Below are 23,753 nucleotides of genomic sequence, written 5' to 3'. Positions count from 1 at the left end.
CATATCACAAGGTTTCAGTCTGTTGTTTTAATGATACAAATATCTTTTTAGACCGAAAGCAAAACAATTTTAATCCCTATAATATCGTTGATTAGACCTCAATGACAATCTGCACTTTTTCTGAAAACTCTTTAATTATCTTATAGTCAGCACTAAATAAGGTAACACTTATGCACTAAAAGCAGCCAGCTAAACCCTTATCAACGAAAGCCATTAAGGCGATGAAACCCAACAGTAAAGATAGCTCTGATACAGGTGAAAATACAGGTTTGTGTGTATTTGTGGCGCAACAGGCGTTAAGACATTTTTCTACCGTTAGAGAAGCCCAGTTACCGAAGGGAACACTTGTTTGGTCAGATATCTCACAATTAAATGATGTCGTACAAGCGTGATTTGATTCAATAACAATTAATTCTAGTTCGTTGTGGTATTTTTTATTTTCTACTATGGCTGTAAAACGAGTTATGAATGGGTTCAATGTGAAAGTATTCAGTAATCTGTATTGCCATATAAAGCAACGATGATAAAATACTCAATCGCCAGTTTGAAGTGAGACTACCATGAAAAAAAATGAATTAATTCAAGCAACAAAACCAACTCGTACTCAACTCATTCGTTCGGTAGCAACCTCTACGGCGATTGAAACAGGGCAGGAGTCGCGTCGTCTTGAAGAAGAGATGAAAGCAAAGCGTGAGAAGTTTGGGCATTTGAAACTTGCGATTTAGTTTTCTTTTAAGGCTTCATTAACCCAATATTTCATGGGTTCATAGTTAAGGTTTAACCCTGCGTGGATTGCTGCAATGTATTGTTCGGGGTGTAGAGTCCAACTTTCATAGTCTAACGGCGGGAAACCAGCTTGTACTGCCATCACATCTGCGAGTAAGCGCGATAAGCGCCCATTACCTTCTCTAAACGGATGTATCAGAATTAATTCCACATGTACTATTGCAATAGCTTCTATGACTTGTTCTCGGCTCATATTGGTGCAGGGTGTGTGCTTCACTAGATACTCTTTCTCGAAGCCAGCAAGTAATGTTGCAACACGACCCGCAGGGGCAAACATAAAGCCACCCTTGCTAATATTTACTGTGCGTAATTCACCAGCCCAATCGTAAACATTCCCTAGCCATTGGCGGTGCCAACGCTGGATAAGTGATACGGTAATTTGCTCTGTGGGGAATTGTTCTTCAAAAATGGTTTGATACATTTTTTCTAACAGGACAAGCTCTGCATCATTGATATCATCAACGTTTGAAAGCCCTAGCTTATTAGCCAGTACCTCTTCATCAGAGCCGTCAGCAAATTTCCCTTCGCTGTTAGATACATGGTATTTATTCATTTTATACTCGTCATACTTCTAAGATTGCAGCCTTTTTGTGAAAATATAGTTGACTGCGTTCATTCGTACTAGTCATATACTTATATATTCTCCTAGACTTTTTTCAAGAAATAGATTCACTTGTTACTTAGCTGTACTCGATATTTAAGTGCGTAACATAAAGAAACCATTTATTTTACGGTATAACTCGCATAAAAATAGTTTGCTCGTGTTTTTCAGTTTTTAAGGCGTGTGAAAAAATCAAGAGTATGTAAGAGTAATAAGGTATCTTATGGATAATTAGACAAAAACAAGCCAGTCATATTTTTATCAATAATAAATATTATGAATTGCTGGATTTTCTTGAAATAAACATAAAGAGCTACAAAATGAGCAGCAAATATTCACCACCTTATACAATTACACCTTCAATTCTTAACTCTGTGGCAGAAATTAGTGAGTTATTAGGGTATTGGTCAGCGACGGGAAAATTAGCCTCACCACAATTACGTAAAGAAAACCGTATTCGTACCATTCAAGCCTCTTTAGCGATAGAGCAAAATAGCTTATCCACTAAGCAAGTCACTGCAATTATGGATGGAAAACAAGTCTTAGGACCCGTTAAAGAAATCCAAGAAGTCCGTAATGCCATTCTAGCCTATGAGAAAATCCCTGATTGGGAGAGTAATAATGCAGAACATTTCCTTGATGCTCATGCTTTATTAATGCAAGGGCTTATCGATTATCCAGGAGTTTGGCGTAATGGTGATGTCGGTATTTATCGTGATAGTCAATTAATTCATATGGCTCCACCTTCAAGCCAAATAGTAAGGTTGATAGTATCTTTATTTGATTGGCTAAAATCCACTGATATTCATCCGTTAATTAAAAGCAGTGTGTTTCACTATGAATTAGAATTTATTCATCCATTTTCTGATGGAAATGGTCGTATGGGGCGATTATGGCAATCTGTTATTTTAAGTAAATGGCGTGCTGAGTTAGCTTGGTTGCCTGTTGAAACACTTATCCAGCAACATCAAGATGATTATTATCGAGTATTGGGTGAAGCTGACAAATTAAGTGATAGTACCTGTTTTATTGATTTTATATTAAAGCTTCTCGCCCAAGCGTTAAAAGAAGGAATTGAAAATAGCTAATATAGAGTATCTATATTAGCTTTAAAAAATATTTATAAATATATAAAATTATATTTAAGTAAATACACCTATCAATTAACTTTTAATACTCTTATAAAGAGTATTATTGTAATGCTTAAAATTAATTTAATAAACAATAGTCATTAATTATTAAACTCATTATAGTTTATATTGAGTTGATTACTTAATAATATAATGAGGGATTATGAAAAAGAGCATATTGGCATCGATAATAAGTCTTTTATTAATATCAGCAGTAGGTTGTGATAATTCAAATGAAAGTTCGAATACAGGAACACCTTCGCAAGATAAAAATAAAACAGAGCAAACAACACAATCTAAGCCTGATCCAAAAAATACTCAATCTGATGAAGCTACATTTAGTCAAAAAATTGAAAAAGGTAATTTGTGGTTAGCAACTTTTAATGAAGATTTTGGCACTATTATACAGAAAAAAACGGGCAGAATTTCCGGCACAATTAACGTTAATCTTTTAGATAATACCAAAAATATCCTAGAAAATTTAAGTTCTGACAAAGGTAAAACAATTGATATAACACCTTTTAAAGTGCTTGAGACTGAAACTGATCAAATAAAGAGAATGAAAGCCAGTAGTTCTATTATGTCAGTAAGAAGCGCTTTCTCTATGCATTTAAGTGAATCTGGTGCAGAACGTGCTCAAGAGTCTTTTGAATTTATGAAAACATTTTCTCCTACGCTCCCAGAATTAGACGCTGTGGGTAATGCTTATGGTGAAAGTTATGTTGATTTATATCAGAAACTGCTGAAGTTGGGCGATTATCTAGTTGTAAAAGAAACTTATCGTTTAGATGATTTTGCACAAGCCAATACTTTGTATGAAGATGTGAAAAATGCTTATGCCAAACTAATCGATGAGAAAGAAAAAGCCGCTGAAGCATATGAAAATTATTATCAAGCAATGCATATTGAAGAGCTTGAATTAGTGAAAAAAGAAGGCTTGGTTGTTCGCTATCAAATTATGCAATCGTTGGATATAGTAACCAATACGCTTGATTCAATAAATCTCGATAAAATTGATGTGGCTGCACTCTCTGCTGCAATTATCAAAATTGAAGCACAGTCAGTTGAACTAGAAAAAGTATTTGGTGATGAAGCATTGCTGAATAAAGAAAATATGAAAAGTACTGATTATTCGGTTAAAGAGTATTTAAAATTATATCAACAGCTTGTTATTGAGTTAAAAGTATTAGAGAAAAAACTCAATGAGAATAAAGATATATCAGGTAGCATTAATACGATTTCAAATAAATATAAATATTTGATAGAGAATTATAACTCTTTAATAGCGAAGTAATATTTAGGCTATAAAAATGTAAATCGCACTTTAATAGTGCGATTCTTCTCGCAAAAATTATCTTTTTTACTGTGTTTAATTAAACATTAAATGATTATTAGAAAAAGATGATCCAAAATAATACTCAGAAGAATCTTGAAATAGAGTGGAGTGCTAGGAAAAAAACATTAAGAATGTAATCTATCTTTATATAATAAAATAATAAGTTAATGGTAAGTATTCATTCTTACTTTAAAACTCTACTTTATTCTTTATTATAGTTGCGCTATTTATTTTGTTCTTTGGCTTAATTTTACTGATAAGAAAATGTGTTTCTATCAGTGTAATATAGGACTATCTATATGGACGTACTACGTTTTTTACTTTCCCTCCCTTTTAAACTGCTCCGTTTATTTGGGTGGATCATTGTTTTTTGTATACGTCTTTTAGAAAAGATACTTAGCCCATTTATAGGGAAAATACAATGGAGTACGCCTGTTTGGATAGACTTTGTTACCCGCCACTTACGAAAGATTGAAAATGGTGTAGTCGGTCACCCTAAAACCACATTAACTTCTATTATTTTTCTTATTATTGCGTCATTTGGCAGTTATTACGGTTATCACAGTTATCTCAATCGACCCGTTCCTATCGATGTAGCTCCCATCGTTGTACAAAATGTTAATGTAAAACTTATTAGCCCAGCACAAATCGATTATGCAAATGATAATCCTCAATCACAGAAAATCATTTTATCTTTTTCTCGGTCTGCAGCACCTATTACGCTTATTGATAAAGAGGTAACTGAAGGTGTGACATTAACTCCAGCAATTGAAGGTAATTGGCGGTGGCAAAATGGTTCAACCCTTGTTTTTACAGCCAAAAAGCCTTTTGCTATGGGCAGTGAATATAAAATTCAGCTTGATGAAACTAAATTGTTAGCACCACAATTTTCATTAAAATCAAATAAGTATGAATTTAAAACAACCTCTTTCGATTACAGTTTAGGAAATAGTGAGTTTTATCAAGACCCTCAAAACCCATCTCAAAAACATGCCATAATCAAGATCTCTTTTAACGCTCCTGTCGATATTCAGAGTTTTGAAAAACGCCTTTCAATGAAATATGGTGATAATGAAAAGCTGAAATATGTCATTAATTACGATAATAAAAAACTAACGGCTTGGGTTCACTCAGAGCAATTAGCGCTAAAAGATATTAATAGCAAGGTCTTTCTTAAAATTGAACCGGGCATTGCTACGACAGTAACCGCTAATACAACAGCAAAAGAAAAAACCTATCATGTTGAGATCCCAAGTCTATACAGCCTTAATGTTTCAAATATAGAGAGTGAACTGGTTGAGTCTGAAAATGGAAAAGATGCGCGGGTACTTATCATTTCATTAAGTGATGAATTAAATGAGAAAGAGATAAAAAATGAAGTTTCTGCGTGGTTATTACCTCAACATAATTTGGAATTAAAAAATACTGACATTCGCCAAGATGAAGACGATTATTATGATTGGAACCTGAATGATGTCAGTAAAACTATTCTTGCTCAGTCAGAGAAGTTAACACTTGAGATGAATGATAATGAGCAAGAAAATCAAGCCACTTTTGCTTTTAAATACAATGCGCCAGCTTATCGCCACATATTGGTTAAAATCCCAAGCGGTATAATGTCTGTTGGCGGATACCAATTAAAAGAAGATCGCTACCAAATCGTCAGTGTGCCTGACTATCCGCAAATGCTGAACTTTGTTTCTGAAGGTGCTTTGCTGTCCATGACGGGTGACAAGCAGATCACTGTTTCTGCTCGTAATTTGCCTGGGCTACAACTTGATATAAAACGAGTTATTCCAAGCCAGTTACAACACATCGTTTCCTTTAAAGATAAATATTTTACTTCAACACGATTTGATCGCCTTAATGATGAATATTTCACGGAACACTTTACTTATCAAACAGCACTGAATAATGAAAACAAAGGTGAAATTCAATATAAAGGGATTGATTTAAGTCGCTATTTATCTACTGATCCTAATACTAAGCGTGGAATATTTTTATTAAAACTGACTTCATGGGACCCGGATAAAGCCTCAAGAACAGACGATGAAGACGACGAGTATTATGAAGATGACGAAGATGAAGAAATTTCTGATACACGCTTTGTTGTTGTCACAGATTTAGGGATCATTGCTAAATCATCAATTGATGGTTCTCGAGATGTTTTCGTACAATCTATTTATAACGGTGAGCCTGTTAGTGAAGCTAAAGTCTCAGTGATTGCTAAAAACGGAACAACGTTATTGAGTAAAATGACAAGTACTGATGGTCATGTCGTTTTCCCTAACCTTAAAGATTTTAGAAATGAGCAGACAGCGGTTCTCTTTTTAGTTGAAAAAGATGGTGATATTTCATTTTTACCTACAAATGCTTATTACGATAGGCAACTTAGCCTATCTCGTTTTGATATCTTCGGTGATGACACCCCAAGAGATCCTCGTACTCTCGATAGCTTCTTATTTTCTGATAGGGGCGTTTATCGACCGGGTGAAACTTTCAATATCGGTCTAATTACACGTACTTTTGACTGGAAAACAGCTCTTGAAGGAATACCTTTACGCATTGAAATTCGAGATCCTCGTAATACATTGATGTTAAATCAATCTATGGTATTAAACGAGTTTGGTTTTAACGAATTAAGCTATACCACATCAGAAAACTCGCCTACTGGAGATTGGAATATCTATCTCTATTTAGTAGGTAAAAATAATGAAGATGCCAGTTTATTAGGCAGTACAACAATTGTGGTTAAAGAGTTTGAGCCAGACTTGCTTAAAGTTGCACTTAATCTGACGCCAGATAGACAACAAGGATGGGTGAAACCTTCTGAATTAAAAGCTTCGATTGATGTACAAAATTTATTTGGCACTCCAGCACAAGATAGGCGCGTTGTTTCCAAATTAACCTTAAGACCAATTTATCCTAATTTTTCACGTTATTCTGATTATCGATTTTATGAAAACCGTCGTAATCACGACAGCTTTGAAACTGATTTAGAAGAAACAACAACGAATGCAGAAGGGCTGGCTGAAATTGATTTGGGGTTAACATCATATGATGATGCTACTTATCAATTACAACTTATTTCTGAAGCGTTTGATGCTGGGAGTGGTCGTTCTGTGACGGCTGCTGCGCGTGTTATGGTATCTCCTCATGATTATCTGGTCGGCGTAAAAGCAGATGGAACGCTTGACTATATTAATCAAAATGCACAGCGCAACCTCAATTTTATTGTGATTGATCCGACATTAAAGCAAATTGCTCAAGAGGCATTAACGTTGGAGCGCTATGAGCAAAAATACCTCTCTGTTTTAACTCGACAAGATTCGGGTGTTTATAAATATCAATCTAAACTCAAAGAAGTGTTTATTGATGATGTCCCATTTTCTATTGATGAAAAGGGAAGCTCTTTTGCATTAGAAACACAAACACCGGGTAACTTTGTATTATTAGTCAAAAATAAAGAAGGTAGTGTACTTAATCGTATTAATTATACCGTTGCGGGTAATGCGAATGTGACTCGCTCACTTGATCGTGAAGCAGAGTTGCAACTTACTTTGAATAAAGACACATATAAAGCTGGTGAAGAGATCGAAATCGCTATTAATGCCCCTTATATTGGTAATGGCATTATTACGATAGAAAAAGATAAGGTTTATTATTGGCAATGGTTTACATCTTCAACCACAAATTCGGTACAAAAAATCCGTGTTCCTGCGCAATTGGAAGGTAATGGCTATATCAATGTTCAATTTGTTAGAGATATAAACTCTGACGAAATATTTATGAGCCCACTTAGTTATGGTGTTGTACCGTTTAAAGTCAGCCGTGAAAATTTCCAAGCCCCAATCGAATTAGAGTCACCAGATGTTATCAAACCGGGCGATACTTTACCGATTACGGTAAAAACAGATACTGCACAACAAGTTGCCGTTTTTGCTGTTGACGAAGGTATCTTGCAAGTTGCTCGATATAAATTAAAAGATCCATTGGATTACTTCTTCCGTAAGCGTTCATTAGAAGTTGAAACTACACAAATACTGGATCTTATTCTGCCTGAATTTAGCAAAATGATGTCACTGGCTTCAGCACCAGGTGGTGATGCGGGGGAAGGCGTTGATCTCTATCTGAATCCATTTAAGCGTAAGAAAGAAGAGCCTGTCGCTTATTGGTCTGGTATTACAAAAGTAGATGGAGAAGCTGTCTTTAACTACAAAGTACCAGAGTATTTTAATGGCAAAATAAGAATAATGGCCGTATCTGTTACCCCAAATCGTATAGGGAACACGCAACGTTATACGACTGTGCGTGATGATTTTGTATTAAGCCCTCATATTCCTACGACTGTAGCACCTAATGATGAATTTGATGTCACTTTAGGTATTGCAAATAACCTGACTGATCTTAATGGTGTGGCAACAAAACTCGATGTGACGATAACACCAGAGCCTCAATTAGAGGTTATAGGACAGAGCAGTTATCAACTGGAATTAGGTGAGAAAAAAGAAACGGTAGTTTCCTTTAGGCTAAAAGCGAAATCACAATTAGGTAATGGTGCTATTACATTCTCAGTGAGCACTGAAGGCAAAGTGACTCAAAGGACTGTAGATCTTTCTATTCGCCCAGCTTCAGCTTATCGCACCCAATCAAGTTTAGGTCGTATGGATGGTAAAGAGCAGAGTGTTACGTATATTCGTCAAATGTATGATGAGTATGCGCAAAGGGATGCGCGTGTTTCTTACTCGCCTTTAGTACTAAGCAGTGCATTGGCGCAATACCTTGCTAATTATCCTTATAATTGTTCAGAGCAAATAACAAGTCAGGCAATACCGTTGTTATTCCATCAACGTAATCCTGAAATGAAGGCGATATATTCACAAGATAAAATTCGTACTCAACTTGAACAGACAATGGCGACATTACTGACTCGCCAAAATGGTCAAGGTGCTATCGGAACATGGCGTTCAACACCATCGACTGATCCATTTGTGACTTTATATGTTGTTCAATTCTTACTTGAGGCACAGGAAGCGAATTACCCTGTATCTGAAACGCTTTTGCGATCATCCAACGAATATTTAACTAAGCTTGCCGTCAATACAGGGTTAAATAATCAAGATGAACTTAGAATGCGTGCTTTTGCTGTTTATTTATTAACACGCCAAGGTAAAGTGACTACGGGTGAAATTGCGGCGATCCAAACACGAATGCAAAAAAATTATCCAAAAACATGGCAGAGTGACTTAGGTGCTTTATATCTGGCCGCTTCTTACAAAATGCTAAAGATGGATAAACAAGCGGATGAGTTATTAAAACCTACATGGCAAGAGCTAAGCAAAGCTTATAGCAAAGCGTGGTGGTCACATAACTATTTAGATCCTCTGATCCAAGATAGTACAAGGCTGTATTTGATTGTGACGCACTTCCCAGAAAAAGCGAAGGATATTCCGCCACAACTACTGGAAAATATGGTAAGGAGCTTTAAGGAAGAGCGCTATACCACGCAATCATCTGCAATGAGTATCTTGGCGTTAGAGCATTACACTCAACAGATCCAAAATATGACAACACCGACACAACCATTAACAGTGAGTGTAAAAAGTGGTGAAAATCCACCCGTTGTTATTTCATCTATGACAAATGCTACGGCGATAGGTCAGTTTAAAGCGGGTATTAAAGAGATTTTATTTAATAATCCAACGAATAATGCGGCTTGGTATGTTGTGACACAATCTGGTTTTGATAGCGAACAACCTAAAGAAGCTCTTTCACGAGGATTAGAAATTTCTCGTGATTATGTGAATGAAAAAGGTGAGGTTGTTAATAGTGCAACCTTAGGTGAAAAGCTTTATGTGCATATAAAAATCAGAGCGAATGCAAAACAAGGTGTGAATAATGTAGTGCTGGTGGACTTACTTCCAGGTGGCTTTGAAGTCGTACAACAATCAATAGAGGATGAATCTAACCCTGACGTTGAATGGTTATCCCCAACAGGAACTAAAGGAACGCGCTGGTCACCAGAATACAGCGATATTCGAGAAGATCGTGTCATTATTTATGGCACTGCAACTCAACAAGTACAAGAGTTCGTTTACCAAATTAAAGCGACTAATTCGGGAATATTCTCTATACCGCCAGCATTTGCAGAAGCCATGTATGACAGGGAAATACAAGCATTAGCGATCGGTAAAGGTGCTATGACTGTCAATAAACCGATGCAAAATAATGGCAATATAAAATGAAATTAGTTTGTGTTTCAGGCGCTTGTTTCTGGTTGTTTTAGAATGACGAGAAGCAAGCGAGTTTTACAAAATATATTAATGGGGGGCTTTTTAGTCGCCCTCTTTTGTGTAGGATTTCGCCTGTTTCCACATCCAGCACTATCAGAAGGTTTTTTATCTTCAACAGCCTATTATGATAGCAATGGAAATCTACTACGTTTAACACTGGCTAACGATGAACGTTATCGGCTATGGACTGATTTAGACGATATTTCGCCCTTAATGATAGATAGTGCTATGCGATATGAAGATCGCTGGTTTTATTATCATGTTGGATTTAATCCTTATAGCTTAATTCGGGGGTTTTTTGTCAGTTATGTTTATGGTGAGCGATTGCAAGGTGGCTCCACAATTACAATGCAACTGGCTCGTATGCACTGGCAATTAAATACACGTACTGTCGGGGGAAAATTTGTTCAGGTATTACGGGCTATTCAATTAGAACTCAGTTATTCAAAACATGATATTTTAGAAGCTTATTTCAACTACGCCCCTTATGGGCGAAATATAGAAAGCATTGGTGCCGCAAGCCTGATTTACTTTAATAAAAATCCTAAAGAATTAACATTACCTGAAGCGTTAACACTTGCCGTATTACCTCAATCACCAAGTTATCGAATCGAACCCAATAGTGATGGTATTAGCCTTTCTTTAATGAAAACGCGTAACCAGCTTTACGATTATTGGTTGGAAGAACATCCTAACGATGCCGATTTATCTGCACTATTTCAATTACCACTGCGACTACGCCAGCCTGAAAAAATGCCCTATATAGCACCTCATTTCATCGAGCAAATTGAAAAACAGGAAAAGTTTAATCCAAGAAAGCCCACTACTATAGTCACAACGATTGATCTCCCATTACAAAAATTAGTTGAAAAACAAGTTGATGCATTTATTGAACGAAATCAACACCTTGGTGTTAAAAATGCTTCGGTGATCCTTGTTGATACACGAGATATGGGCGTTAAAGCGCTAGTTGGTTCGGCTGATTATTATAATGTTGATATTCATGGGCAAGTTAATGGTACTAATGCGAAGCGTTCACCGGGATCAACATTAAAGCCTTTTATCTATGCATTAGGACTAGAACAAGGCATTTTACATCCTCGAACAATGTTAAAAGATGTACCTTCTACTTTTGGTAGCTATGCACCAGAAAACTTTGATTTACGCTTTTTAGGGCCGATTTCTGCCACTCAAGCGTTAAATTACAGCCGAAATATCCCTGCCGTGTCGATAGCCTCTCAACTGAAAAGTCCAACGCTTTACCAGTTTCTACAAATGTCAGGTATCAGCAATATGGCGAGTGAAAGGCATTACGGTCTATCACTAGTGTTAGGGGGCGGTGAAATTACAGTACAAGAATTAGCAAAACTCTATGCAATATTAGCCAATCGAGGTCAACTGAAACCGTTAAGAATGCAAAGTACGGATGCTATTGCTAAACCTATTCAGTTATTAAGTGAAGAAGCGAGTTTTATTACACTGGATATGCTAAGCCAACATCGAAGACCTGATGATACATTGGCACAAAAATCGATGACATTACCCATTTATTGGAAAACTGGAACATCGTGGGGATTTCGAGATGCGTGGAGTAGTGGGATCTTTGGACCTTATGTTTTAGTTGTTTGGATAGGTAATTTTGATGGAAAAGGGAATAGTGCATTAATCGGAGCTGAAGCAGCCGCACCTCTATTTTTTAACATCATAGATAATATGGTTGCAGATTATCCGAATTTAAAAGAGCCTAGATTTAAGCTTCCTGAAAATATTAAACAAGTCGATATTTGTTTGGCGAGTGGTAATTTACCTACGCCATGGTGTCAACGTAAAGGTAAAACATGGTTTATTCCCGGTAAATCACCCATTAAAGTTGATACAATTTATCGACCTCTAGCAATTGATAAAGTGACGGGAGACGTTGTTTGTCCGCCCTATAATGAAGATCAGGTTAAGATTGAAATTTTTGAATATTGGCCTTCTGATTTAGCTAAAGTATTTGCTCAAGCTGGGCTGCCAAAGCGAACACCGCCTTCTACTGCTCATTGTAAAAATGGAGATATGGCAATTACAGGAATGCCGCCTCGTATATTATCACCATTACGCAATACCACTTATACGTTAAGACGTACTTCATCACCAAACACATCAATTGTATTTAATGCAACAACAGATAATGACAGCAATATTATTTATTGGTTTGTTGATGATGCTTATTTAGGTAATAGTTCAAATCAACGTTCAATAGAATGGTATCCGAAAGAGAGTGGTCGCTACCGTATTCGTGCAGTAGACGATAAAGGAAGAGCGGATACACGAAATATTCGTGTTGATATTATTGGTGTGATTAATAAACAAGAAATCGAGGCACATTAATATTGGCGTTAAAGTTTGTAGGTTTTACTTAATGATTATCTTAACGCCAAAATATTAATTTCTATCGTTATCTTATTCTGACTATTAACTCACTATATTGTTGCGAGATAATTATTAGGTAAAATATTGAAAAATTTATTTTATCTTGTGAGCAAGGAAGAAATAATCAACATGAAAACTAGAATTCTAAAATTAGCCTTATTAGGCGCATTAGCATTACCTTTAGTGGGATGTAGTGATGCAACACCTAACTGTAATAGCTCTGAAGCCAAAAATTTAGTGATTGATATTACAAAAGATGAATTACGTGATCAAAAAATGGCGGCCGTGATTGATCAAATTAAGATCAAAGTAGAAAGCGTGCGTACTCGTGAACATGATGAGAAAAGAGATACTTACTCATGCGCAGCTGAACTCTCTTTTGAAGGTAAAGGCGGTAAAAATTCAATTCCGATCACTTATACCATTGAAAGCACAGATGATGGCAAAGAATTTTACGTTAATGTTTTCGGTTTATAATTGATTTAGAGAAAAACCAATAATAAAAAGTAGATATATAAGTAACAAGCCTATATATCTACTTGTAATAAATTACGCTAGATCATCGAGAAATTCAGGTGATGGAACAAAGAATAATGTGCCCGTTACAGGGGTACTGAATTTAAGTAATTTATCTGTATGGCCTTCAGGTGTGCCTGCAAACATATTTTCTAACATACGGTTAGTTGTTGAAAAATAACGTGCATAACCAATAAAGTAAGTACCATATTCATTTTTAGATGGATTGGAAAAAGGCATATTGGCTCTGACAATTTTTAAATCTTCGCCGTTCTCATCTTGAATATTGGTGACAACATTATGTGAACCGGGTTCTTTTTCTTCATCGGTTAACTCCACATCATTGAATTTGTGTCTACCAATAACTTTCTCTTGTTCGATAAGAGGCTGTTTTTCCCATGCATCCATATCGTGAATATATTTTTGTACAAAGGCGTAACTACCTCCTGTAAATTCAGGATCTTCATCGCCAATAACGGCATAAGAAGCACGCTCATCTTCATATTCTGGGTTTTCAGTTCCATCGACAAAACCAATAATAGAACGTCCGTCAAAATATCTAAATCCATGAACTTCATCAACTGGCGTAACAATATTCTTTAGCTTTTGGCTGATGATAGAGGCTAATTCGTAACAGGCTGAAACTTTGATAGCTCGAATATGGAAAAAAATATCGCCCGGAGTAGAAACCGCAGTGTAAGTGTCACCTTTAATTTCTTTAAAGGTATTTAGCTCTTTGGGTTTTGGCTGATTAGGAAATAACGTAGTCCATGCATTTGCACCGAATCCCATAACACAACTTGTTTCCAATTCAGGAAAGCGGGTTCTCATACTACGTATCAAACCCGAAAAATTATTACAAAAATCGATCAAAGTATCGCGGTTTTCAGGTGAGTGGATGAGGTTAAAAACTAAAAAATAAGCATTCTCACAGGGTGATTTCGTAACATCTTGGTATTTCATAGTGATCCCTAAATGACGAATAATAGATGAATAATAATTAAGCTATATTTACAAAATATTGTTTTTTAGTTTTACACCAAAACCCTCTCTATTACAAAGAGAGGGGTTGATCTTTATTCGGATTTTTATAAATAAACTGTATTGTAAAAGCCATGGTTTCCTTTTTTATGACGCTAACACACTGAATTAATATTTTCATGGCTTTGATAAACTAAAGAGAGATGTGGATGTTGCCATAAACTTGCAGGCGTGACAGTGGTTCTTTCCCACGGTATTTGCCCAATAAACCATAATTTCCAAAACTGTAATTTGGCATTAGGATTTTTGCTTAATAATTCTTGGAATGTTTCTATTTCACCAATACGAATAGAGAGTGCTGATTTATAAATATCAAAAACAAACTTAGAGCAGAACTGACGGGAAGAGTCGTATTTAAAACCCGTGTGGTAAAGCTTATTTAATCTTTCAGGAACTTGAGCAACAAGTGCATTTTTTTGCTCATCAGAGAGTTGTGTTGATAGGCGGCGTATTGCATAACGTTTACCCGCAGAGCGGTTAATAAAGCGGGTTAATGTGGTTGTGGTTGAAAGTGGAACTCGACTTTCGGCAACTAAATAATCTTCGCCATTATGACCAATAATAATGCCAACATGATTACTCCAGCATAAAGAAGCGGAAGAAATTTGACGAAATAAAGAGGTACCAATACACGTAAATACGATATCACCAACTTCTAATTTTTGTGGATAATCAATTTTTATCATCATTATATGACCTATTAAATAGAAACATAATCACCATTATTTGACCATAATAAATAGATAAGGTTTCTATTTGATAACTCAATGATCTTAATGTAAAAAGAATATTCCAATTTAAGGTGTTCTTAATTTTAAGAGGAAAGTTGTTATTTATTCAGAATAAGAAGATAAATTTAGAATAATAAATTAATATTTTAATTGAGTAATAATAATATATCTAAGTGAATTAACTTAGTTGTTCATCTGGAATATCATATTTTATGACAACACGATTTTTATACAATAATTCTGATTTAATTAATTCAGGAAAAGCACCCACATTGTTTTTAGTGTAAATATCTCGCCAAATTTCATTACAACGATACACATGATCTCCTTTTTTGATAAAAGAAGAAGATTTCTCATAAATATGATAACGATATTCTCTTGCTTCACTACAAAGGAGTTCGCCTTCTAACTGATGTTCAGCGACATGTAATCTAATTTGGTAATCATAAGGTGTTGGATTATATAAGACTAAATCTACATAATTATAAAAAATAGCGGCTCCTGAGCCAAAAGGAAGTACTCTCCCTTCATCAGGAAAGGGATCAAAACTATGATTAGCTTTCTCGACCACTTTTAATTCAGAATGTAGTGCTAACCAATGTATTAAATTACTGGCCTGACAAATTCCACCGCCTACACCTTTTCTTGCTTCACCATAGGAGAGCTGCATGCCATCAATAAAACCTCTTTTATAGCTAGGTTTACCGATTAAATAGCAAAAAGAGAAATACTCTCCCGATTTAATCACGATACCATCTAATGCTTTTTCAACTAACTTGAGATTCGTTATTTTATTGTATTGTAATTGGATATCACTTTCGCCACGGCGGCTAATTAATTTAGAAGTGTGTTTTAGATAACGGTGTGAAAGTCGTTGTTCTGGTTGAACGTTTCGGCTGTATGTTCGACTTGAAAATTGCCAACTAAGAGAGCGAAATAAACGACGTTGTGCCACTCTCAAAGTATAAAGAATAGGGTGATAAGATGAGAGTGTTCTACGCATAAAATCCTTTTAAAAATAGCCAATAGAAAGAGATAAACATGAGTATGATAACGATTGAATGAGAATATTGATACGCCGATATCCTTAAAATAATAGAGCTAAGAATTTAACCAATAAATTTATTTATTGATATCTTTCGTTAAAATTTGAGCTTGAGATTGTAAAACAGATAAAAAATTCTTAGTGGCTGGAGAGATATACTTTTCTTTATGATGAAAGTAACGAATACCTCGGCTAAATTGGATATCATCAAATGCAACTTCACATAAAAGACCTGATTTTAATTCTTGCATAATAGACAAACGGGATAAAATTGAGATCCCTAAACCGTGAATAACACCCTGTTTTATTCCTTCTAAACTATTTATTTCCATCACATTTTTGAGTTCTTTATTATTTTCTTGGATCCTATCTAATAAAAAATCACGGGTAGCAGAGTGCTCGGGTTTGATCAGAAAAACTTCTGAGACAATATCAGAAAATCTGCAATGTTTCTTTTTTGCCAGCCAATGTTCAGGTGAACAAATAAGCACTAAGGGATCGATAAGAAAGGTATCAAGATGATATTCCGTCGGATCTAAATAGATATGATCTGACATGATCAAAAACTCTAATTCTTGGGTATCAAGTTTATGGATAAGTTGTGTGGAGCTTGAAATATCCATGCTTAATTTCACATCGGGATACAGCGTTCTAAACTGCGCCATAATTTGAGGTAATAGATAAACGCCAACAAAATGGCTAGCACCAAACTTAATTTCACCTTTAGAGGGATCATCAAATTGCCGCATATGCTCAGAAGAGGATTTTACTAAATTAATAATTTGGGTTGCGTACTGCTGATAAACCTTACCCTGAGGTGTTAAATAAAGCCGATTATTGATCCTTTCAAACAATACCGTTTGCAATTCTTCTTCTAGTTTCTTGATCCTAATACTCACACTGGGTTGAGTACAGAATAGGCGTTCTGCGGTTTCAGTAACATTAAAACCGTTGGCAAGTAGTAAAAAAGCATCAAGTTGGCTTAAATTCATCTCAACACCATAAATTATTTTTATAGTTATAATATATTAATACAATTATCTTTATACCTCAATATTTCTATACTGAACTTCCTACCCTACATATTAAGAGGAATCGGTTATGGAAAAGACTGCGAAGCGAGATGATATCGCTAAACCAGCGCCATCATCACCAAAACAAAACGGTAAGAAGATAACCTTAAAAACAATAGGAATACCTTTAGCTTTATTGGTATTACTCGTTTTATTTTTTATGCCAACACCAGATGGATTAAGTATTGAAGGGCAAAAAGCCATTGCTATTTTTTGTGCTGCGTTAATTTTATGGGTGTGTGGATCTTTACCCATTTATTTAACTTCAATGCTCGTTATTGTTTTACTTCCAATAACGGGAACTGTCGCAAAAGAGAAAGTGGTTTTCGGTACATTAGGTTATGACGTTATTTGGCTGATGGTTTCAGCATTTGTTTTAACGTCCGCCATGATCAAATCGAATATTGCCAGACGCTTTGCTCTATGGATGATCACCAAATTTGGGCAAACACCCAAAAAAGCGTTATTTGTCCTGATATTAATTAACTTCAGCTTAGTTTTCTTTGTTCCTTCAACGACTGCTCGTGCAACATTAATGGTGCCTATTTGTATGATCTTATTAGAGATACATAAGGCCATTCCTGGAAAAAGTAATTACGGGAAACTAATGATGTTGCAAGGCGTGCAAGCTGATGCTTTGGCAACATCCGGTGTAATGACGGGAACTGCAGCTAATATTATTGCCGTTGGATTTATCAATTCACAAGCCGGTGGTTCTATTGGTTATATGGATTGGTTAATTGCCTCTTTCCCATTAGCTATTGTTGGTATGACTATCTCCTTTTTTATTGGATTAAAATTATTCTCTTTTAAAGGGGAAGTGGATTTTGAAGGTTCGTTAGAGAAATTAAAAAAAGAACGTTCTCAACTTGGTGCATTAACTAAGAATGAGAAAAAAGCCATGTATATTTTTTTAATGGCGGTGTTCTTATGGGCAACCGAAAGTTATCACCAAGATATGTTTGGTTTCAAAATTAGCGTTTATATGACAGCTGTTATTGCTGCCATTCTTTGTCTGATGCCTCGTATTGGCTTATTAACGTGGAATGAAGCCAATATCAAATGGGATCTTATGATATTTGCAGCGGGCGCTTATGCGGCAGGTAATACTTTAGAATCCACACAAGGTGCGCAATGGTTAATTGGTAAAATGGTTTATGGACTCGGACTCGAAAATATGAGTACGACGATGGTTTATATTGTGGTTGTCTTTATCTGTATGTATAGCCATTTAATTTTTACGAGTAAAACCGTGAAAACGACCATACTCATTCCAGCCATTATTGCACTTGCCAAAACATTAGGCATGGACCCAGTAACATTAGCATTAGCCGCGTCATTTACACTCACATATACCATTACATTACCGCCACATTCAAAAGTAAATACTATCTATTTTTCAAGTGGTTACTTTAGTGTGTTAGACCAAATGAAATATGGATTAATTACCTGTTTTGTTGGTGCATCGGTAATTTCTATTGCGATATTCACTTGGTTCCAAATTCTTGGATATGGTCTTTAAGCCATTAAATTAAGGAATAATAATGAGACTAATTTTATTAAGACACGGTGAAACCTTATGGAATATGGAATCACGCTTACAAGGACATGCTAATTCTTGTTTATCACCAAAAGGCATTAATCAAGCAATGGCGATAAAAGAGAGTATTAAATTGTTATCACCCGCTAGGATTATTACGTCAGATTTAGGGCGAACAGTACAAACAGCAGAAATCGTCGGTCACCCCGAAGCCGTTAAAGAGCCGTTATTGCGCGAGTTAAATATGGGGGAATGGACAGGACAGCGAAAACCAGAACTCATAAGACACCATGCGGATAAATACAAAAATTGGCGAGCAGGAACTTATACGCCACCTAAAGGTGAAAATTGGTTTGATTTTTGTGATCGTATTGGTGAGGCATTACAAGGGTGGGTACATAAAGAAGACAGTGATTTATTAGCGGTTGTGCATAGTGGTGTTATTCGTGCCGCCTGCAAAGTGTTTTTAAATCTGTCTCCTGAGTTTTTATTACCCGCGACACCGGGCACAATAACGATATTTAATTTTGATCTTAATTCAGATAAAGCGCCAAAATTAGAAGCCTATAATATTGGCTCTTATATACCAGATAAGAATGTCGCTGACTAAGGTTAATAAGAAGTGGTTTTCAAATTAATCATATTGTTTTAAACGTATTTATTATTCAAGACCAGAATTTAAAGTTAGAATTTAAATCTGAAATGTAAAATAAGTCACTCCGATATTAAATCAGAGCAAGGGAAACCTTGCTCTTTTGCTATTAAAATTAAAGAACTAAAGCTCTACCAATATCCCAACACTTTCCACCATACACTACCGAGCGTTATCCAAATAATGAGGTTAACTACACTCATCACAAATCCTGTTTTCCACCATTCACCCAATGTGGCATAGCCTGAACCGAAAATAATTGGCGCAGTACCTGTACCATAATGCGTTAATGACATCATTAATGAAGATGAGAATGCCAAAATAAGACCTAATAACATTGGTGGTGCGCCAAGGGCTAAACCAGCGGCATAGAATGCTGCAAACATTGCGGTAATATGGGCTGTAGTACTGGCAAAGAAATAGTGAGAATAAACATAAATCAGCACCAATAACACCATGCCACTAACCCAGCTGATCCCCATACTATCAATACTTGCGCCGACACTGAGTGATAGCCACTTAATTAATCCTAATTTTCCTAAGAAGGATGCCATCATGACTAAGGCTGAGAACCAAACTACGGTATCCCATGCACCTTTGTTTTTTAAAATATCATCCCAATTCAAAACGCCTGTACATAATAAAATGGATAAACCAATAAAGGCTGCTGTTGTTGCATTAATACTAAATCCATCACCAAATAATAATGCTGGGACACCCGCCCACATAATTAATAATAGAGCGAAGACGGCAAGTGTTATTTTTTCAGGTAATGAAATAGGACCTAATTGCGCTAAACGCTCTTTGGCAAAATGAGGGGCATTTGGCGTACTAGTTATTTCAGGCTTATAAAGTAGATAGATAACAATAGGCATTAAAATTAATGAAACGATAGCTGGCACAAAAGCCGCAATTGCCCACATAGACCAACTAAGCTCATGTGTAGGATCTGTTTCACTAATAATTAAACTGACAATTAGCGGATTAGGCGCTGTTGCCGTAATAAACATGGCAGAAGTAATTGGATTTATATTGTAGTTCACTAAAGAGAGGTAACGGCCTATTTTACCACTTGTACCATCTTCCGCCTTAGAGTTAAAACTATCTGAAATTGATCGCATAATTGGGTGAATGATCCCACCACCACGAGCGGTATTACTTGGTGTTACAGGGGCTAATATTGTTTCGGCAATTGCTAATGAATAGGCTATTCCAATGGTTCTTTTTCCAAAAAGGGAAATAAAATAATAACCAATTCTAGCACCTAGCCCTGTTTTATTTAGACTCATGGATACCATAATGGAAATACCAATTAACCAGATAAGATCATTGGAAAATCCACTTAATGCGTCACCAATAGCGGCTTTAGTTGAATGAGGATTAGTGACACCTGTAACAGCGACTAATGCGATAGCAATAATAGAAACAGCACCGATAGGAAGTGCTTTACCAATAATGGCGGCAATAGTGCCGACAAAGAGCGCTAATAAATGCCAAGCATTGGGATCAACCCCTTGTGGTACGGGGATAAGAAACCAGATAATAAGAGTAATAGAAACGGCGATTAATGTCGGTATAGGTCGTAATGGAGTTAATTTATTCATCAGGTTATTCCATTAGGTTGCAGGTTAAATAAATAATCGGAAGTAAAAAGTAAAGCTAATAAGTATTTTTATTGAAGGCAATTTTATTAACATATTATTAAATATTCATTGATTGGTGTCATAAAAATAAAATTATTTATTAACTTAATTTTAAAATAAGAGATTTTATGTAACTTAATGTTATTAAAATACGGGGTGATTATTTATCTTTATGTTTTTATTGTTGTTTTTGTAATTATTTTTATTATAACTAAATGTTAATAATAAAAACTAAATTCAATGATAGGTGGAAATAAAATATAATTATGGTATGTAAATTTATCTCGTATCACATTTATAATATTAAATTCATAATGTTATAAAGGATTATGTTATTATTTTAGGTCGTTTTAATTTTATTAACCTATGTGATTATAATGTTATTAACAATAGCTGAATAACTGATACGTTATTTGTCCAGCACAAAACCACCTAACTGACACCATTAAACTCTCGTGTCCTGTTGCTGTAATTAGTGAAGGTCTTGATCCAGCTTTACGAGTAAGAGCATAACCGCTAGATGCTCCAAGTTTAACAATGAAAATTGTAGCTTATCCTTGACGTGTTCTCGTCGTCAGCCCTCAGTTATTTAATGCACCTGTTTGTGGGGGAATTTTTAAACAACCATTAAACGTTTGGATTGGGACGTAGACTTTTTAGTTAAAGAAGGGATGGTTGATAATATGATATTAAAAATTAAAGTTGAAGCTATTAAGTAGTAACTTAAGTCATATATTAAATATTCTTTCTATTTTAAAAGCCTTATTAAATACAAGGCTTTTTTTTGTTTTTTATAAAATTAAATGCAATTAAAAATAAAAGATAATTTAAAAATTTAACAAAGAAAAATAGCCTTTTTTTATTTGTTGATAATAATCATTTATTGCGGTATGTTATAAAATTGTAACTTAACAGTTGATTGTCTTTGTTTTATTTGAAGTTTATATCCTTGTGATTGTTTCTTGTTCGTTAAATCCTTCTCTGAAGTTTTAGGTTTTATTCTTAAATTAATAAACTTTTCTCATCATAATTTATTTAATAAATATCGTTCGATTAAATAAAAATTTTTTACAATAAATAAGTGTGACTTCTGTCACTCTACATTTCGATATTTCTTCAGTATGTTTATACGCAGAGATTAGAAATTAATAAATCAAACCATTTATTTATATTGCTTAATAACTTAAGTAAATAGGCTTCTTATTATCAAAAAAACGAAATGCAAATAGATATGTGCTGTTACATATATTAAATGCGTTAAGGATATCATAATGATCCATGCTTTTATTAAAAAAGGGAGCTTTCAGGATTCAGTAAGCCTGATGATTATTTCCCGAAAATTAAGTGAAGCCCCAGAGGTGGAAGAAATTTCCGTCATGATGGGAACACCAGCGAATAAATCTCTTCTCGATGTCACCGGTTTCTGGCATGACATGTTTAACGAAGCAACACCAAATGACATTTGTGTTTCGATTAAAGCGGAATCAGACGATCCTTCCATTATCGATATGATTTCTACGGCATTGGAAGAAGCACTGGCAGAGATAGCCAGTGGTCAAAAAGGTGGCAACAAATTAACGACAGTGCGTAGCTGGCGTACCGCGAAACAAAAAAGTACGAATGCCAATATGTTACTTATCTCTATTGCGGGTGAATATGCGGCTGAATTAGCTGATACCGGTTTAGAAGATGGTTGTAACGTTATGTTGTTCTCTGACAACGTTTCTATCGCAGATGAAAAAGCATTAAAAGAAAAAGCAGCCGCCAAAGGTCTGATTGTGATGGGACCTGACTGTGGTACGGCAAATATTGCTGGTGCTCCTCTTGCTTTCGCAAATATTGCGCCTAAAGGTTCAATAGGTATTGTGGGCGCATCAGGTACGGGTATTCAAGAAATCACCTCACAAATTGTTTTACAACGCCAAGGTATTTCTCACTCTATCGGTTTAGGTGGTCGTGATCTAACAGAGCAAATTGGTGGTATTAGTGCAATAACTGCTATCAATATGCTGGCTGCTGATCCTAATACTCGAGTGATTGCTTTTGTTTCTAAGCCACCAGCACCAGCAGTTCGTCAAAAAATCATTGCTGAGATGAAACGCCATAATAAACCGATTGTGGCTCAATTCTTAGGAACAACCCCTGAGAAATTCCAAGACGACAATATCTATTTCACTCGTACTTTAGATGAAACTGCACGTATCGCGGCTGAATTAGCTCGTGTTGAAGATATTGCCGCGGAATTACCAAAAGTAGCGGGTAAGAAAATCATTGGTCTTTATGCCGGTGGTACGTTAGCCGCTGAGTGCGCCATGTTGTTATCTGAAAAACTCAATGTTGAAGTCGATAACGAGCATAAACAAGGCACGATGCTAGATGCTGATGGTCACAAAATTATCGATATGGGTGATGACTTCTATACACAGGGTAAACCACACCCAATGATTGACCCATCTACACGTAACAAATTTATCAGTGAGTTAAGCAATAAAACCGAAGCGGGCGTGTTACTGGTTGATTTTGTTATTGGTTATGGCGCAACTCAAGATCCAGCTGGCGCGTTAATTCAGGAAATCAAAAAACTGAATGAGAAACGTGGCGAAGCAAATCCACTGATCACTATCGCAACTATCACTGGTACTGAAGACGATCCACAAAACCGTAGCGAACAGCAAAAACAGCTAAAAGAAGCGGGCATTATTGTGATGGATACGTTGCCAGAAGCCGTTTTATTAGCCAAAGAATTAATCCAGCCACATCCAGCAGAAGCACATGCTGAAGTGTCGCCACTGCTTAACGGGATCTCTGTGATCAACGCAGGATTACGTAGCTTTGCAGACGATCTGCAATCAAGTGGCACCCCTGTTGTTCATTATCAGTGGGCGCCTGTCGCAGGTGGCAATAAAAAACTGGCTGAAATATTAAAGAAATTGAAATAAGGAATTGCAGAT

At 35.7% G+C, this 23,753-nt stretch carries 16 protein-coding genes; 10 read left to right on the top strand and 6 right to left on the bottom strand.

From position 1 onward, the window contains the following. Window positions 1–221: 221 nt before the first annotated feature. Both BTA34_RS18495 and BTA34_RS18440 read left to right on the top strand, forming a co-directional pair. On the top strand, window positions 222–392 hold the full coding sequence (locus tag BTA34_RS18495; RefSeq protein WP_322618349.1) for a hypothetical protein: 171 nt from the start codon (window positions 222–224) through the stop codon (window positions 390–392). Between the two features lie 168 nt (window positions 393–560). Beyond that, a complete protein-coding gene (locus BTA34_RS18440; RefSeq protein ID WP_166185107.1) occupies window positions 561–725 on the top strand; it encodes a hypothetical protein in 165 nt (54 codons plus the stop codon). Here BTA34_RS18440 and BTA34_RS12955 read toward each other — a convergent pair. Next, the gene (locus BTA34_RS12955; RefSeq protein ID WP_151435936.1) at window positions 722–1,339 is read right to left on the bottom strand and encodes a Fic/DOC family protein; all 618 of its coding nucleotides are present in this window, start codon (window positions 1,337–1,339) and stop codon (window positions 722–724) included. The genes BTA34_RS18440 and BTA34_RS12955 overlap by 4 nt on opposite strands. 368 nt (window positions 1,340–1,707) lie before the next feature. On the opposite strand from BTA34_RS12955, the gene BTA34_RS12950 reads away from it, so the two are divergent. The 5 genes from BTA34_RS12950 (at window position 1,708) to BTA34_RS12930 (ending at window position 13,038) form a co-directional block, all read left to right on the top strand. Next, on the top strand, window positions 1,708–2,475 hold the full coding sequence (locus BTA34_RS12950) for a Fic family protein (protein ID WP_151435935.1): 768 nt from the start codon (window positions 1,708–1,710) through the stop codon (window positions 2,473–2,475). Between the two features lie 205 nt (window positions 2,476–2,680). Beyond that, entirely contained in the window at window positions 2,681–3,811 is a 1,131-nt protein-coding gene (locus BTA34_RS12945) for a DUF3829 domain-containing protein (RefSeq protein ID WP_151435934.1), read from the top strand. 341 nt (window positions 3,812–4,152) lie between these two features. After that, window positions 4,153–10,098, top strand: a complete 5,946-nt coding sequence (locus BTA34_RS12940; RefSeq protein WP_151435933.1) for an alpha-2-macroglobulin family protein — start codon at window positions 4,153–4,155, stop codon at window positions 10,096–10,098. A 42-nt stretch (window positions 10,099–10,140) separates the two neighbouring features. Beyond that, the gene (gene pbpC / locus BTA34_RS12935) at window positions 10,141–12,519 is read left to right on the top strand and encodes a penicillin-binding protein 1C (protein WP_151435932.1); all 2,379 of its coding nucleotides are present in this window, start codon (window positions 10,141–10,143) and stop codon (window positions 12,517–12,519) included. Between the two features lie 171 nt (window positions 12,520–12,690). Then, entirely contained in the window at window positions 12,691–13,038 is a 348-nt protein-coding gene (locus BTA34_RS12930) for a hypothetical protein (protein WP_151435931.1), read from the top strand. A gap of 72 nt (window positions 13,039–13,110) precedes the next feature. Here the strand turns inward: BTA34_RS12930 and BTA34_RS12925 are convergent, their stop codons facing one another. From BTA34_RS12925 to BTA34_RS12910, 4 genes are all read right to left on the bottom strand, one after another. After that, window positions 13,111–14,040, bottom strand: coding sequence for a Dyp-type peroxidase (locus tag BTA34_RS12925; RefSeq protein WP_151435930.1), 930 nt, complete (start codon window positions 14,038–14,040; stop codon window positions 13,111–13,113). Between the two features lie 173 nt (window positions 14,041–14,213). Next, a complete protein-coding gene (locus tag BTA34_RS12920) occupies window positions 14,214–14,801 on the bottom strand; it encodes a YebB family permuted papain-like enzyme (protein ID WP_196735988.1) in 588 nt (195 codons plus the stop codon). Between the two features lie 226 nt (window positions 14,802–15,027). Further along, the gene (locus BTA34_RS12915; RefSeq protein ID WP_265576088.1) at window positions 15,028–15,852 is read right to left on the bottom strand and encodes a VanW family protein; all 825 of its coding nucleotides are present in this window, start codon (window positions 15,850–15,852) and stop codon (window positions 15,028–15,030) included. A 119-nt stretch (window positions 15,853–15,971) separates the two neighbouring features. Beyond that, on the bottom strand, window positions 15,972–16,886 hold the full coding sequence (locus tag BTA34_RS12910; protein ID WP_151435929.1) for a LysR family transcriptional regulator: 915 nt from the start codon (window positions 16,884–16,886) through the stop codon (window positions 15,972–15,974). Window positions 16,887–16,995: 109 nt separating this feature from the next. Between BTA34_RS12910 and BTA34_RS12905 the strand changes: the two genes are divergently transcribed. Both BTA34_RS12905 and BTA34_RS12900 read left to right on the top strand, forming a co-directional pair. Further along, complete coding sequence (locus tag BTA34_RS12905) at window positions 16,996–18,489, top strand: SLC13 family permease (protein WP_151435928.1); 1,494 nt, start codon at window positions 16,996–16,998, stop codon at window positions 18,487–18,489. 22 nt (window positions 18,490–18,511) lie between these two features. Next, window positions 18,512–19,117 (top strand): histidine phosphatase family protein, encoded by a 606-nt coding sequence (locus BTA34_RS12900; protein ID WP_151435927.1) that lies wholly within the window; start codon window positions 18,512–18,514, stop codon window positions 19,115–19,117. A 173-nt stretch (window positions 19,118–19,290) separates the two neighbouring features. Here the strand turns inward: BTA34_RS12900 and BTA34_RS12895 are convergent, their stop codons facing one another. After that, entirely contained in the window at window positions 19,291–20,763 is a 1,473-nt protein-coding gene (locus tag BTA34_RS12895) for an anion permease (RefSeq protein WP_151435926.1), read from the bottom strand. Window positions 20,764–22,073: 1,310 nt separating this feature from the next. On the opposite strand from BTA34_RS12895, the gene BTA34_RS12890 reads away from it, so the two are divergent. Next, window positions 22,074–23,741 carry an acyl-CoA synthetase FdrA gene (locus tag BTA34_RS12890; RefSeq protein ID WP_151435925.1) on the top strand — a complete coding sequence of 556 codons (1,668 nt, stop codon included), beginning with the start codon at window positions 22,074–22,076 and terminating at the stop codon, window positions 23,739–23,741. Window positions 23,742–23,753: the final 12 nt, after the last annotated feature.

Source organism: Proteus sp. CD3 (assembly GCF_008808075.1).
Taxonomy (GTDB): domain Bacteria; phylum Pseudomonadota; class Gammaproteobacteria; order Enterobacterales; family Enterobacteriaceae; genus Proteus; species Proteus appendicitidis.
This window is presented reverse-complemented; position numbering and strand designations above follow the sequence as displayed.

Coding starts and splice junctions, on each gene's coding strand:
- BTA34_RS18495 (WP_322618349.1), top strand. CDS start 222: ATGAAACCCAACAGTAAAGATAGCTCTGATACAGGTGAAAATACAGGT.
- BTA34_RS18440 (WP_166185107.1), top strand. CDS start 561: ATGAAAAAAAATGAATTAATTCAAGCAACAAAACCAACTCGTACTCAA.
- BTA34_RS12955 (WP_151435936.1), bottom strand. CDS start 1,339: ATGAATAAATACCATGTATCTAACAGCGAAGGGAAATTTGCTGACGGC.
- BTA34_RS12950 (WP_151435935.1), top strand. CDS start 1,708: ATGAGCAGCAAATATTCACCACCTTATACAATTACACCTTCAATTCTT.
- BTA34_RS12945 (WP_151435934.1), top strand. CDS start 2,681: ATGAAAAAGAGCATATTGGCATCGATAATAAGTCTTTTATTAATATCA.
- BTA34_RS12940 (WP_151435933.1), top strand. CDS start 4,153: ATGGACGTACTACGTTTTTTACTTTCCCTCCCTTTTAAACTGCTCCGT.
- pbpC (WP_151435932.1), top strand. CDS start 10,141: ATGACGAGAAGCAAGCGAGTTTTACAAAATATATTAATGGGGGGCTTT.
- BTA34_RS12930 (WP_151435931.1), top strand. CDS start 12,691: ATGAAAACTAGAATTCTAAAATTAGCCTTATTAGGCGCATTAGCATTA.
- BTA34_RS12925 (WP_151435930.1), bottom strand. CDS start 14,040: ATGAAATACCAAGATGTTACGAAATCACCCTGTGAGAATGCTTATTTT.
- BTA34_RS12915 (WP_265576088.1), bottom strand. CDS start 15,852: ATGCGTAGAACACTCTCATCTTATCACCCTATTCTTTATACTTTGAGA.
- BTA34_RS12910 (WP_151435929.1), bottom strand. CDS start 16,886: ATGAATTTAAGCCAACTTGATGCTTTTTTACTACTTGCCAACGGTTTT.
- BTA34_RS12905 (WP_151435928.1), top strand. CDS start 16,996: ATGGAAAAGACTGCGAAGCGAGATGATATCGCTAAACCAGCGCCATCA.
- BTA34_RS12900 (WP_151435927.1), top strand. CDS start 18,512: ATGAGACTAATTTTATTAAGACACGGTGAAACCTTATGGAATATGGAA.
- BTA34_RS12895 (WP_151435926.1), bottom strand. CDS start 20,763: ATGAATAAATTAACTCCATTACGACCTATACCGACATTAATCGCCGTT.
- BTA34_RS12890 (WP_151435925.1), top strand. CDS start 22,074: ATGATCCATGCTTTTATTAAAAAAGGGAGCTTTCAGGATTCAGTAAGC.